The organism is Enterobacter cloacae complex sp. I1M, from assembly GCF_014982425.1.
Taxonomy (GTDB): Bacteria; Pseudomonadota; Gammaproteobacteria; order Enterobacterales; family Enterobacteriaceae; genus Enterobacter; species Enterobacter intestinihominis.
This window is the reverse complement of sequence record NZ_JADCLG010000029.1, coordinates 28,413-41,855: the sequence shown is the minus strand read 5'-3', so window position 1 is coordinate 41,855 and position 13,443 is coordinate 28,413. Positions and strand designations below refer to the sequence as shown.

At 52.9% G+C, this 13,443-nt stretch carries 15 protein-coding genes; 12 read left to right on the top strand and 3 right to left on the bottom strand.

The genetic code is table 11. The features are described from left to right. Nucleotides 1-108: 108 nt before the first annotated feature. Entirely contained in the window at nucleotides 109-1,173 is a 1,065-nt protein-coding gene (locus tag INF86_RS17250; protein ID WP_063853311.1) for a GGDEF domain-containing protein, read from the top strand. Between the two features lie 95 nt (nucleotides 1,174-1,268). Beyond that, entirely contained in the window at nucleotides 1,269-2,057 is a 789-nt protein-coding gene (gene fhuF / locus INF86_RS17245; RefSeq protein ID WP_022646974.1) for a siderophore-iron reductase FhuF, read from the top strand. A 77-nt stretch (nucleotides 2,058-2,134) separates the two neighbouring features. Here fhuF and INF86_RS17240 read toward each other — a convergent pair whose 3' ends face one another. Then, entirely contained in the window at nucleotides 2,135-3,481 is a 1,347-nt protein-coding gene (locus INF86_RS17240; RefSeq protein WP_006810218.1) for a PTS cellobiose transporter subunit IIC, read from the bottom strand. 328 nt (nucleotides 3,482-3,809) lie between these two features. Here INF86_RS17240 and INF86_RS17235 point away from each other — a divergent pair, with 328 nt between their 5' ends. After that, the gene (locus INF86_RS17235) at nucleotides 3,810-4,268 is read left to right on the top strand and encodes a YbaK/EbsC family protein (protein ID WP_193543753.1); all 459 of its coding nucleotides are present in this window, start codon (nucleotides 3,810-3,812) and stop codon (nucleotides 4,266-4,268) included. A 37-nt stretch (nucleotides 4,269-4,305) separates the two neighbouring features. Here INF86_RS17235 and bglJ read toward each other — a convergent pair whose 3' ends face one another. Both bglJ and INF86_RS17225 read right to left on the bottom strand, forming a co-directional pair. After that, nucleotides 4,306-4,941, bottom strand: coding sequence for a DNA-binding transcriptional activator BglJ (gene bglJ / locus INF86_RS17230; protein ID WP_063849736.1), 636 nt, complete (start codon nucleotides 4,939-4,941; stop codon nucleotides 4,306-4,308). Beyond that, entirely contained in the window at nucleotides 4,938-5,675 is a 738-nt protein-coding gene (locus INF86_RS17225; protein ID WP_022646969.1) for a response regulator transcription factor, read from the bottom strand. Before INF86_RS17225 ends, bglJ begins: the two co-directional genes overlap by 4 nt. Before the next feature lie 389 nt (nucleotides 5,676-6,064). Here INF86_RS17225 and INF86_RS17220 point away from each other — a divergent pair, with 389 nt between their 5' ends. The 9 genes from INF86_RS17220 to INF86_RS17180 all read left to right on the top strand — a co-directional run bounded on the left by INF86_RS17220 (nucleotide 6,065) and on the right by INF86_RS17180 (nucleotide 13,358). After that, complete coding sequence (locus tag INF86_RS17220) at nucleotides 6,065-6,841, top strand: threonine/serine exporter ThrE family protein (RefSeq protein WP_193543752.1); 777 nt, start codon at nucleotides 6,065-6,067, stop codon at nucleotides 6,839-6,841. Continuing rightward, the gene (locus tag INF86_RS17215; protein ID WP_032621429.1) at nucleotides 6,832-7,305 is read left to right on the top strand and encodes a threonine/serine exporter; all 474 of its coding nucleotides are present in this window, start codon (nucleotides 6,832-6,834) and stop codon (nucleotides 7,303-7,305) included. Before INF86_RS17220 ends, INF86_RS17215 begins: the two co-directional genes overlap by 10 nt. Nucleotides 7,306-7,349: 44 nt before the next feature. Next, nucleotides 7,350-7,802, top strand: coding sequence for a MarR family winged helix-turn-helix transcriptional regulator (locus INF86_RS17210; RefSeq protein WP_022646966.1), 453 nt, complete (start codon nucleotides 7,350-7,352; stop codon nucleotides 7,800-7,802). Nucleotides 7,803-7,886: 84 nt separating this feature from the next. Continuing rightward, nucleotides 7,887-8,315 carry an organic hydroperoxide resistance protein gene (locus INF86_RS17205; protein ID WP_003856578.1) on the top strand — a complete coding sequence of 143 codons (429 nt, stop codon included), beginning with the start codon at nucleotides 7,887-7,889 and terminating at the stop codon, nucleotides 8,313-8,315. 124 nt (nucleotides 8,316-8,439) lie between these two features. After that, a complete protein-coding gene (gene dnaT / locus INF86_RS17200; RefSeq protein ID WP_023299265.1) occupies nucleotides 8,440-8,985 on the top strand; it encodes a primosomal protein DnaT in 546 nt (181 codons plus the stop codon). Further along, entirely contained in the window at nucleotides 8,982-9,719 is a 738-nt protein-coding gene (gene dnaC / locus INF86_RS17195) for a DNA replication protein DnaC (protein ID WP_003856580.1), read from the top strand. Before dnaT ends, dnaC begins: the two co-directional genes overlap by 4 nt. A gap of 84 nt (nucleotides 9,720-9,803) precedes the next feature. Next, nucleotides 9,804-10,286: a DUF2501 domain-containing protein gene (locus tag INF86_RS17190; RefSeq protein WP_022646964.1), complete on the top strand. Its 483-nt coding sequence runs from the start codon at nucleotides 9,804-9,806 to the stop codon at nucleotides 10,284-10,286. A gap of 271 nt (nucleotides 10,287-10,557) precedes the next feature. Then, nucleotides 10,558-12,849: a phosphatidylglycerol--membrane-oligosaccharide glycerophosphotransferase gene (gene opgB, locus INF86_RS17185; protein ID WP_193543751.1), complete on the top strand. Its 2,292-nt coding sequence runs from the start codon at nucleotides 10,558-10,560 to the stop codon at nucleotides 12,847-12,849. Next, nucleotides 12,849-13,358 (top strand): GNAT family N-acetyltransferase, encoded by a 510-nt coding sequence (locus tag INF86_RS17180; RefSeq protein ID WP_126490035.1) that lies wholly within the window; start codon nucleotides 12,849-12,851, stop codon nucleotides 13,356-13,358. Before opgB ends, INF86_RS17180 begins: the two co-directional genes overlap by 1 nt. Nucleotides 13,359-13,443 lie beyond the last annotated feature (85 nt).

Here is a 13,443-nt window from a genome sequence, read left to right as displayed (position 1 = left end):
TTCCGATAACGTTTTTCTGATAATAAAAATTCAATTTTGTAGCGACCAATAATACATAACAACACCTTGCTCATTGTTTTAATTGAGTTTTAATAAAAACGCACGCATATGACATCACAATCCTGGCTGTCCTTAGTCAACAAGAAATATCAGCTTTCTTTACGTTTATTTTTATTTCTGAACGCTGCATCAGCATTGTTCTCGGTAACAAACCCTCTCTATTCCGTTCGTGTGTTATCATTCCCCCTGTTTGCCGTATTGACTGCCAGCACTGGCTTACTTATCTGGCACTGGAAAAATAGCACGCGAAAAATAAATATCCCTGCTGTTTCAGCTATTTTTGGGTTTTTATGGGCATGGCAGATCGTCTCAAAATTTCTGTTAATAACGCACGATCACGCAACCTATTTAATGATGGCGCTATTAACAGTGCTTTTTATAGGGTCTCTGGCTTTCGCCAGTAATATTAAAGCCTTTACGTTACATTCATTTCCCGCTTTTATATCCTGCCTGTGGCTTAGCCCGTCCGAAAACTGGCTGAGAATGGCCTATTTTTTCGCGCTGCCGGTGGTCGCCATTGGTATCCATCATGTTCTTCAGCGGCGTAATGACCGTTTCGCCCAGGAGCTGCTTTCCGAACTGCTCGAAGAGCGTGAAACCCTGACCGATCTCAGCATGATGGACCCGCTCACCGGCCTATATAACCGTCGCGGGCTGCAAAGCCGGCTTGAGAACCTCCCCAGGCCTGACGCTGGCGAGCACTTTGTGCTGCTGATGGATATCGACCATTTCAAAGCCTACAACGATCATTACGGCCATATGATGGGCGATCAGGCCTTGATCAGGGTCTCGGCTGCGATCCGCGACGCCGTGCGCTCACGCGATGTTGTCGCCCGGTTTGGCGGGGAAGAATTTATGGTGCTTTTAAGTAACATCCCACTGGAGCAAGCGCGCCAGACAGCTGAACGCATACGTCAGAAGGTTTACGATCTCAAAATCCCCCACATGTTTAACGAAAGCGTCGCCACTAACGTGACCATCAGCATTGGCATAGCCATGTTCGAAGGTGAAGACGTTGATGGCGCACTGGCGAAAGCCGATAAAGCCCTCTATGAAGCCAAGCATATGGGACGCAACAGCATTCTGCTGAGCGACGAGCTTCATATCGCCTGAAACCGCCTTCACAGCGCCAGGATAAAACGCTTGCGCTCGGTTTTATCTATAGTTAGGATTGGCAATCATTATCATTTAGATTTGTAATCCACACTATGGCGACTCGTACCGCACACATCGTTGAGCCACTGCTCTGGCGAGCTCCACTCTCCGCCGGAGAAACGACGCTTGCGGATGCCATTCGGGAAAAAATCGCCGTAACACGCGCCCATCTGCTGGATTTCATCAAACTGGATGAAGCACCGCCGCATCATGCTCTGACGCTGACTCAGTGGCAACGACCTGCCGAGCTGCGGTCACTGCTGGCAACCTATTCCGACCATATTTATCGTAACCAACCGACGCTGGCGCGGGAAAATAAACCGCTGCTTTCCCTCTGGGCACAATGGTATATCGGGCTGATGGTGCCGCCTGTCATGCTGGCCCTGTTGACCCAGGAAACGATGCTCGATCTCTCGTCGGAACATTTCCACGTCGAATTCCATGAGACCGGACGCGCCGCCTGTTTCTGGATTGATGTACACGAAGATCCGAGCGCGAGTCACCTGTCAGCGCAGGCGCGTATGGAACGGTTGATTACAAGAGCGCTGGTTCCGGTCATTGATGCGCTGGAAGCGACGGGGGAGATCAACGGCAAACTGATCTGGAGTAATACCGGGTATCTTATCCACTGGTATTTAACGGAGATGAAGCCGCTGCTCGGCGACGAGAAAGTGGATGCGCTGCGTCAGAGCTGTTTCTTTGCCAGACAGCTGTCGGATGGGCGGGATAACCCTCTTTACCGCACCGTGGTTCCGCGTGAGGGACTTCTGGTGCGTCGTACCTGCTGTCAGCGCTACCGTCTGCCGGATGTCCAGCAGTGCGGCGATTGCACGCTTAAGTAGTCTGGCCCTGCCTGAAACTCGCAGAGAGAGGGAACAAACACTAAAAACGGCAACCTGCGTTGCCGTTTTGCTTTTACCTAAGCGACCTGCTGATTTTCCTCTTCCCCATTACGCTGTGCTTCTTCCGCTTCCTGCTGAAGCAACTGTTTCTCGTACACCTTGAAGAACGGGAAATAGATAATGGCGGAAACGCAGGCCAAAACCAGCACCAGAATGGCTGCACGGAAATCCCAGCCCAGCGCCCAGGCGGCACCAACCGGAGCCGGTGCCGTCCACGGCACAACGGAAATCACGCGGCCAATCAGATCAAACTTCATCGCTGCCCATGCCAGTACGGCATTGACCATCGGCGCCAGCAGGAAAGGAATAAAGAACACCGGGTTCATCACAATCGGCGTACCAAAAATCACCGGTTCATTGATATTGAAAATGCTTGGCACCACGCTCAGGCGTCCAATGGAGCGCAGGTGCGCGGAGCGGCTACGCAGGTAACAGAACACCAGCCCCATCGTCGCTCCTGACCCACCGATCACAATAAAGAACGTCCAGAAGGCTTCCATAAAGATGTGTGGTAAAGGCAGGCTCGCCGCCAGCGCGGTCTGGTTCGCCCCCAGGTTCGTCAGCCAGAACATTTGCAGCATACCCGAGACAATCGCTGCGCCGTGGATCCCGGCAAACCACAGCAGGTGGCCAATCAGCACCGCCAGCAGGATCGCTGGCAGCGAGTCCGCCGCAGAGACCAGCGGTTTGAATATCGACATGATGGCCTGTGGGATCAGCATACCGAACTGCGACTGGATCAACAGACTCAGCGGATAGAGTGTCAGCACCACCACCAGCACCGGGATCAGCAGGTCAAACGAGTTTTTGATCATCGGCGGAACCTGATCTGGCAGGCGGATCCCGATATTATGTGCTTTCAGGAAACGCATCATCTCAACGCAGTAAATCGCCACCAGGATAGCGGTGAAAATCCCGGTGCCTCCAAGGCTATCAACCGGTAAGGCGCCTTTGGTTTTAGGGGCGGCGACCAGCAGGAACGCCATCAGCGACAGCATCGCGCACATGAACGGATCCAGCTGATGGGTTTTAACGTAATGTTTGCCCAGGTTGTAGGCGATAGCCGCACAGATATAGAGGGACATCACCCCCATCGTCATATCAAACGGCGTCAGAATTTGACCTTCAAACTGCTTCGCCATATCCAGCCAGGCGCGGGCAAAGCCCCAGGTGGTATCTGGCGAAAAAGGTGGGTAAGCGAACACTAATAAAAACGACCCGACAATCATAAACGGCATTGCCGAGATGAACCCGTCACGAATCGCCATAACGTGACGCTGGGAAGAGATGCGCCCGGCAATAGGGCTGACATAATTTTCAACGAAGCGGAAAATCAGATTAAATGCAGCATGGTTGGCAGACATAGCAGATCTCCTGTCAGACGTTCGTTTCGGACGTTCTCACGTCACACGTTGTTCCATACATCAGCGTCACAACCTTGCCGGATCGTGTACCTGCGGTACTGCTCAAACGGAATGGTTTCATAATTAGCTCTTATTATTCGATACAGGGGAAGTTACAAACTCAGTATTAATCTCTGCATCACGCTCTGCAACCGGTTACTGTAACCGGTTTCTGTGAATGTGAAGGCGATCCAGAAATCGCCCCTGACGGATATTTGTTACTTAAGGGATATTTACAGCGACTAAATTCTTATGACAGATTACGGAAGATATTTGTCAGGAGGAATCAATGAGTTTGCAGTCTGTACAGCAGTTTTTCGCCGAACACGCTCCGGATATAGAAATCATCGAGCTTAACCAAAGCACAGCGACTGTTGCCCTTGCTGCTGCCGCGCACAACGTTGAACCCGGCCAAATTGCCAAAACGCTGTCACTGAAAATTAAAAATGATGTGATTCTGGTGGTTGCAAAAGGCGATGCGCGTCTGGATAACAAAAAGCTCAAAGAGACATTCGGCGCAAAAGCCCGAATGCTCAGCTGCGATGAGGTAGTAACCCTGACGGGTCATCCTGTTGGCGGCGTCTGCCCTTTTGGACTGGAAAATCCGCTCTCTGTTTACTGTGACATCACTTTAAAACAGTACACCGAAGTGTTACCCGCAGCGGGCGCCATCCACAGTGCGGTGCGTATATCGCCCGACAGAATGGCGGAACTGACCGCAGCAAAATGGGTTGATGTCTGTATTTGAACGTTGCGCCAGAAAAATTCTGGCGCATCACTTAACACTACGAGAAAGAAGGAACGGTGAGAGCGGAACGGCGTATTTCCCTGACCGGGAGATGCGCCAGGATATCTGCCGCATCCAGTAATCCCACATCAGAATTGACGCCCAATTTTACCATTGCGTTAAACTTATGCGCCCGGATGGTTTTGATATTGCGTTCAAGCTGTGCCGCAATTTCAGGGATCGAAAAACCCGATGACATATATCGCAGAATCGCCCTTTCAGTTGGGCTTAGCATACGATGCTGGCTCACACACCAGTGATTGTACACGTTGTCGTTCACGTGATGCGTTTCGCTGAGTAATGTCTCCAGCCCCTCCATTAACTGCTTCAGCGGAACCGATTTACTGATAATTCCATGTAAGCGAGAAGGCGAAAGATGGCTGACCAGTCTCGCCTCCATTTCATCAGAGGCCAGCACGATACGCTTGACGTCGCTGTGGGTGAAGGTGAGATCCCGCAAACAGGCCAGACAGTTTCGCCGCTCCTCACGCTCATCGGACAATGAATAAATTACGGCAAAGAATGAGATTTCCGAGAGCGCCGCTTTGAAGCTGTCAAATCTGGCAAACAGGTGCACCTGGTAATGGCTTAGGGCGGGCATCGCAAAAAGATGCTTCAGCCCCATAGCGCTCATTGAGCAGCTTTCGATGACGGCGATATGTTTTGTTGCAGTGGTCTTTTCCATTCCTCAAACTCTCCATAAGCCGACATTAAACTGAGTTCTCGCATTCCCTGGGTACTGCTTATCCACGCGTACATATCGGCATTACTGCGAAGTGATAAGCGACGCATTGCACTGTTTTTCTGTGCACTGATCGTTTTATTACTTTTATTAAGTAGCGTGGCTATTTGGTTGATTCCCCAACCTTTACCTAACAAACGCAACACCTTGCGTTCAGAGTGGGTAAGCGCAATCATTTGCTCACTCTCCTCTTCAATATCAGGATTTTCCGGTATCAATAACGTCTGGCTTATTCGCTCGGCACGTTCACTCCCCGCGCGAATAGCGTTAATTACGCCTTCAATGGGTTCCATATCCGAAAGCAGCGTGCTTTCCGGACGCATAAGAAGCTCTACTGCAAGTGGATAAAGGGGGCGCGAAACGAGGAATATCCAGTGAATATCCCGGTACTGATTCATTAACCCATAATATTGCTCAAGCGTGCCGCGTGGATTACGATACTCACCCGAAATATCGGCAATAACGACCCCAGCGCGACGCAATTGTAATAACGTCAACTCCTGCATCGAACGGCAGTACGTTATCTCAAAATCGGGAAAATGACGCGACATGACGCCACCTAACCCATTTTGCATAACCGGTACTCTGCTGATCACCACTCCGTGTTTACCATTCAATGGCAACATAGACCCTCCCTGTCATGAATTCTTTATTTAAGAACGAACTAACCCTGCAAGGTTAAACACGTTTGCATTCCGAAGTACAAACGGGTTAATACTCGCAAAAAAGAACAAATATCACATGGGTTAAGAAACGCCCAATACAGGCCTAATATCGCATAAAGACCATTTAAATTTAATTCAAATTGCGTGAAAAGATCGAAAATATGAAATTAGAAATACTTAATATATTGTTTTTATAAATCCTAATTTCACATTCATTAAATAAATAACAATGTTGTCTTTCCTCCGCCCCCATCGCGCCACTGATCGCACAAATGTTGATCTGGCCCAGCGCAAAGGGCCCTGCACTTTGTGTTAAAAGTAAGCAATCTCTCTTCTCTTCAGGGCGTTTCATGCAGGCAGATCGGTCTACGCAACGTGCCACCACGCGGCTATGTATTCAGTGCGGGCTTTTTCTCTTACAGCACGGCGCAGAAAGCGCCCTCGTCGAAGAGCTCTCCACACGCCTTGGGCTGGCGCTGGGGATGGACAGCGTTGAGAGTTCCATCTCGTCAAATGCCATTGTGCTGACCACCATTAAAGACGGACAGTGCCTGACCTCCACCCGTAAAAATCATGACCGCGGCATTAACATGCACGTCGTGACGGAAGTGCAGCACATCGTGATCCTTGCTGAACACAAGCTGCTCGATCTCCGGGAGATAGAAAAACGTTTCAATCAAATCAAACCCCTCCGGTATCCGCGCTGGCTGGTTGTGCTGATGGTGGGAGTGTCCTGCGCCTGCTTCTGCAAGCTCAACGCGGGCGGCTGGGACGGCGCTGTCGTGACCTTCTTTGCCAGCAGCATCGCAATGTATGTCCGCCAGCTGTTGACGCACAGACAGCTACATCCGCAAATTAACTTCTGCATCACGGCATTTGTGGCGACAACCGTATCCGGCCTGCTTTTGCGCCAGCCCTACTTCGCCAGCACGCCTACTGTTGCGATGGCCGCCAGCGTATTGCTGCTGGTGCCAGGTTTTCCCTTAATTAATGCCGTCGCTGATATGTTCAAAGGCCATATCAACACCGGTCTGGCGCGCTGGGCGATAGCCAGCCTGCTGACGCTGGCGACCTGTATCGGGGTGGTAATGGCCATGACACTCTGGGGGTTACGCGGATGGGCGTGATGGATTTTATGCTCGCACTGGCACAGGACATGCTCTTGTCTGCCCTTCCCGCCGTTGGTTTTGCGATGGTGTTTAACGTCCCACAGCGTGCATTACCCTGGTGTGCGCTGCTGGGTGCCATTGGCCACGGCTCTCGTATGATCATGATGACAGCGGGCTTTAATATTGAATGGTCGACGTTTATCGCCTCCATGCTGGTTGGCAGCATCGGTATTCAGTGGTCCCGCTGGTATCTGGCGCACCCGAAGGTATTCACCGTGGCGGCAGTGATTCCTATGTTCCCGGGCATTTCAGCCTATACGGCGATGATCTCCGCCGTCAAAATCAGCCATTTTGGCTACAGCGAACCCCAGATGATCCTGCTCCTGAGCAACTTCCTTAAAGCCTCGTCGATCGTGGGTGCGCTCTCCATCGGCCTGTCGATCCCCGGCTTATGGCTTTACCGCAAACGTCCACGCGTATAATAAAATCGCTTGCAATTGTATCGCGCACTATCTATATTCATTTCATGGACGCAAAAACGAACGACACCACCAACGCGCTTCTGCTGGATAACCAGCTCTGTTTTGCCCTCTATTCGGCAAATCTGGCGCTTAACAAGCTGTACCGGCAACTGCTGGCGCCGCTTAACCTGACCTACCCGCAATACCTGGTGATGCTGGTGCTGTGGGAACAGGATGATATTACGGTGTCAGACATTGGCGAGCGGCTGTTCCTGGATTCCGCCACGCTGACTCCCCTGCTGAAACGCCTGGAAAGCGCAGGATTGATCCTCCGCCAGCGTTCCCGTCAGGATGAGCGTCAGGTCGCCGTCACCCTGAGCGACGCGGGTCGGGCGCTGCAACAGCAGGCTGTAACGATACCCCACGCCGTGGGCTGTGCAGCGCAGTGTGATACCGACACCATGCTGGCGCTCAAGCAACAGCTCGAAAGTTTGCGCCAACAGCTGCATCGCGCGTAAGGCTGTACTTTACGCGTCTAATTTTAACTTAAAACATCGTGCGCTATTTAATAGCGCATATAAACGTAAGATGAGGAACCTGCCATGTCTTTAGAAAAAGTTGTCTACACTGCCAAAGCCAAAGCAACCGGAGGCCGTGATGGCCGCGCCACGTCTTCCGATGGCGTTCTGGATGTCAAACTGGGTGTGCCAAAAGAGATGGGCGGCATGGGGGGTGAAGTAACCAACCCTGAACAGCTGTTCGCTGCGGGCTATTCCGCCTGCTTCCTGGGCGCAATGAAGTTCGTTGCGGCACGCGATAAATTCGCTCTGCCAAAAGACGCCTTTATTGAAGGCGAAGTAGGGATCGGCCCGCTGCCAACCGGTTTTGGTATCGAAGCGAAGCTGAACATCCACGTTGAAGGGATGGACGCAGCGGAAGCCAAAAAACTGGTGGATGCGGCGCACATCGTCTGTCCGTACTCTAACGCGACGCGCGGCAATATCGACGTGACGCTGAACATCATCGCGTAACCAGCCCCTGTGATTTTAGCCCCGGTAAGCGTAACGCCACCGGGGAAATCCTCTCCTTTCCTCCCCTCTCTCTGTGCTACCATAACCCTCAATCACGCCCGTAGTAATCAGTTGAGAAAGTGTTATGTCCTCCAGAATTCTGACCACCAGCATTGCTGGCATTGATGCCTTTATGCGCGATCCTCGCGGTGTGTTGACGCACGCCGAAGGCGGCACGCTCGCGGTATTTGCCGACAACGCCCCGGCGTTTTATGCGGTCACGCCGGAGCGTCTGGCGCAGCTTCTGGAAATTGAAGAGAAGCTGTCGCGCCCGGCGAGCGATGTCATGCTGGATAATCAGTTTTTTGACGAACCCGCCAGCGCCCCGGTGGCCGTTCCAATGGGGAAATTTCCCATGTACGCCGGTTGGCAGCCGGACGCCGATTTTCAGCGGCAGGCGGCCTTATGGGGAATAGCCCTCTCGCAGCCCGCGACACCGGAAGAGCTGGCAGCCTTTACCGCATACTGGCAAGCTGAAGGAAAAGTCTTCCACCATGTTCAGTGGCAGCAAAAATTCGCGCGCAGTCTGCAAATCAACCGCGCCAGCAACAACGGCCAGCCAAAACGTGATATCAATGCTTTTTCAGAACCGGACAAAAAAATCCCTGATGGATTCCGAGGTGCGAAATGAAAAACGTCGGCGACCTGATGAAACGTTTGCAGAAGATGATGCCTGCCAACGTGAAGCCCGCCTTCACCACCGGTGAAGAGCTGCTGGCATGGCAAAAAGAGCAGGGTAAAATTCGCGCGGCTGCCCTCGCCCGCGAAAACCGCGCGATGAAAATGCAGCGCACCTTTAACCGCTCGGGCATTCGCCCTCTGCACCAGAACTGCTCCTTCGAGAATTATAAGGTCGAGTCTCAGGGGCAGATGAATGCCCTTAACCAGGCGCGCCAGTACGTGGATGAATTTGACGGCAACATCGCCAGCTTCATCTTTAGCGGAAAACCCGGCACCGGGAAAAATCACCTCGCCGCCGCTATCTGCAACGAGCTGCTGCTGCGCGGGAAGTCAGTGCTGATTATCACCGTGGCCGATATTATGTCCGCCATGAAAGACACCTTCAGTAATCGCGAAACCAGCGAAGAACAGTTGCTGAATGATTTAAGTAACGTGGATTTGCTGGTCATCGACGAGATCGGTGTCCAGACGGAGTCCCGCTACGAAAAAGTGATCATCAACCAGATTGTCGATCGCCGTTCGTCGTCAAAACGCCCAACCGGTATGTTGACGAACCACAATATCGACGAGATGACCCGACTTCTTGGCGAGCGGGTGATGGATCGCATGAAGCTGGGTAACAGCCTGTACGTCATCTTCGACTGGGACAGCTACCGCAGCCGCGTCACCGGCAAAGAGTATTAAGATATTTCCAGGGAGCGCCGGAAGAGCAGAGGTATATACTGAACCCACTTCTGGCCCAAAACGGACCTTGTTGAGTAAATCATTATGAAAAAACAATTTCTTATCAGCATCCTTACTGGCGCCCTGCTGGTGACTGGCGCAGCGCAGGCCGCATCATGGCAGGAGTCGCTCTCCAGCGCAGCAAGTGAGTTAACCAAAGAGAGCGGCACGTCCCAGGGCGGGCTGTCAGCCTCGTCCCTCACCGGCCTGCTGGGCAACAGCTCCCAAAGCCTGAGTGCCGGAACGATGAACAACGCCGCGGGTATTCTGGAATACTGCGCGAAGCAGAAACTGGCTTCCGTCACCGATACCGAAAACATCAAAAACCAGGTGTTGGGTAAACTGGGTCTGGACACCCAGGAGCAGAAAGCGGACACCAACTATATGGACGGTATTCAGGGCCTGCTGAACGCGCAAAATGGTCAGCAGTTGAACCTCAGCACCCTTGGAAATTCATCTCTGGCGAAACAGGTGAAAACGAAAGCCTGCGATCTGGTGCTGAAACAAGGCGTTAATTTCCTCTCCTGATCGTCCCCCTTTTTCTGCCACAACACGCCGCGTTTATTACATTAGTCTTATACCGCGGCGTGAAGTGCGTTTTTTTACCCCCTGCCACCACCTCAGCCTCCGTATGCCACGATGCGACTGTATTCAAAAATCCGATTTTATAAACCAAATCCTAACAACAGCACACTTTCGTGACACTAAAATTGCAGCTAAGCGACATCGCAATTACATTGTATTACCCAAAAAATAAGCAATTAGCCGGCTAAGCGTCCGGCATGATGAGGATCTGCTGTTGTCAGAGTTAATGTCCCTTGTCCTTTTCCTGGCTTCCATCGGCGTTTATGCCTGGAAAGCCGGTCGTCACACCTGGTGGTTTGTAGCCACCCTGGTGGTGCTCGGTATTTTTATTGTTTTAAACATTACGTTATATGCCAGCGATTACTTTACCGGCGACGGTATTAACGACGCGGTGCTCTACACATTGACCAACAGTCTGACCGGCGCAGGTGTGGGTAAGTACATCCTTCCGGGTCTGGGGCTGGTGGTCGCCCTGGTGGGCATCTTCGCCGCGCTGGCCTGGGTTCTGCGCCGTCGCCGTCACCGTCCGCATCATCATGGCTACAGCCTGCTGGCGCTGTGCCTGGCGCTGGCCTCCGTGGATGCCAGCCCGGCATTCCATCAAATTACCGAGCTGGTAAAATCCCAGTCGCGCGATGGCGATCCGGACTTTGCGGCCTATTACAAAGAACCCTCGAAGAAAATCGATAACCCTAAACTCAACCTGGTCTATATCTACGGCGAAAGTCTGGAACGCACCTGGTTTGACAACGATGCTTTCCCGAACCTGACGCCAGAGCTCGGCGCGCTGAAAAACCAGGGCCTCGACTTCAGCCACACCATGCAACTGCCTGGCACGGATTACACCATCGCCGGGATGGTGGCATCCCAGTGCGGCATTCCCCTGTTCGCCCCGTTTGAAGGTAACGCCTCCGCCTCGATGTCGAGCTTCTTCCCGCAGAACATTTGCCTCGGCGATATCCTGAAAAACTCGGGCTATGAAAACTACTTTATGCAGGGCGCTAACCTGCGCTTTGCCGGGAAAGATGTGTTCCTGAGCTCCCACGGTTTCGATCACTTATATGGTTCCGAAGAGCTGAAAACCACGGTCGCCGATCCGGCCTACCGCAACGACTGGGGCTTTTACGACGATACCGTTCTGGATGAAACCTGGAAGAAATTCGAGGAGCTTTCCCGCGCCGGTAAACGCTTCTCGCTGTTTGCGTTGACCGTCGACACGCATCATCCGGATGGTTTCGTCTCACGCACCTGTAAACGTCAGGGCTACGACATTGACGGTAAAAACAACAAGTCGTTCAGCGCTGTGACCTGTAGCCAGGAACATATCGCGGCGTTAATCGAGAAAATCAAAGCGTCGCCGTATTTCAAAAATACGGTCATCGTCGTTTCATCTGACCATCTGGCGATGAAAAACAGCGCCTGGGATGAGCTGAATAAGCTGGATCGCAGCAACCTGTTCTTTGTGCTGCGCGGCGATAAACCGCAGCAGGAGATCATTGCCGCTAAACGTAACTCGATGGATAACGGCGCTACCGTGCTGGATATTCTGGGTGGCGATAACTTCATTGGCCTGGGCCGCAGTACGTTGTCGGGCCAGTCCCTGTCGGAAATCTTCCTCAACATGAAGGAAAAAATCCTCGCCTGGAAGCCGGATATCATTCGCCTGTGGAACTTCCCGAAAGAGATAAACGACTTCACCATCGATCAGGATAAAAAAATGATCGCGTTCTCCGGCAGCCATTTCCGCCTGCCTCTGCTGCTGCGCGTGTCGGATAACCGCGTCGAGCCGCTACCGGAAAGCGAATACTCCGCGCCACTGCGCTTCCAGCTGGCGGAATTCGCCCCGCGCGATAATTTCGTCTGGGTCGATAAATGCTACAAAATGGGCCAGCTCTGGTCACAAGAGCTGTCACTGTCCACCGACTGGTGCGTCTCACAGGGGCAACTCGGTGGCGAGCAGACCGTGCAACACGTTGATAAACCACAGTGGCAGGGGAAAACCGCGTTTAAAGATACGGTTATTGATACCGCACGCTATCAGCGCAACGTAGACCTGCTGAAAATCGTCGACAACGACATTCGTTATAAAGCTGACAGCTTTATCTTTAACGTTGCCGGCGCGCCTGAAGAGGTGAAGCAGTTCAGCGGTATTTCACGTCCCGAATCGTGGGGGCGCTGGTCTAACGCGCAGTTAGGTGATGAGGTGAAAATTGAGTATACCCATCCGCTGCCGGAGAAATTCGATCTGGTGATCACCGCCAGGGCATTTGGTCCCAACGCAAACCGTCCTGTGCCGGTGCGCGTCGGCGATAAAGAACAGATGCTGACGCTGAGCAATGATGTCACCACCAGCACGCTGCATTTCGATAACCCCACGCGCAGCAATACGCTGGTCATTGTGCCGCCCGAGCCGCAGTCCACTAACGAAGGGAATATTCTCGGTCACGCTCCGCGCAAGCTGGGAATCGGCATGGTGGAGATTAAAATTGTGAGCAGCGCTGGCTGATGACGGCGTTCACCCTTCGCCCGACGCGCATCGACGACGTCGCTGCCCTGCCCGCCATTGAACGCGCGGCGGGGCAGCGATTTCGCGACGTTCCTGAGCTGGCCTGGCTGGCAGACAGCGAGGTTATTTCCGTTGAAGATCACCTCGGTTACGCCGGACGCGGATTAAGCTGGCTGGCGCTGGCTGACGACAGGCCCGTGGGCTTTATTCTCGCCGAAGCCCAGCCATCTTCGCTGTTTATTGTGGAACTTTCGGTTCATCTGGACTGGCAGGGACGAGGTCTCGGACGCCGGTTGATTAACCGTGTCGCAGAGCATGCCCGCACGCTGGGGCTAACCTCGCTGACGTTAACGACGTTTCGTGATGTCCCGTGGAACGCGCCCTACTACAGGCGATTAGGGTTTGAAATGATGACGACGCTGACGCCGGAAATGCGCCAGAAACGTGAAGAAGAGACGGCGCACGGTTTAGCGTATGCTTCCCGCTGCGCCATGCGCCTGCCTCTGTAAAATCGCCCGGTGGCGCTGCGCTTACCGGGCCTACAAAACCCAATTCCGCAGGCCGGGTAAGGCGTAGCCGCCACCCGGCGAAACG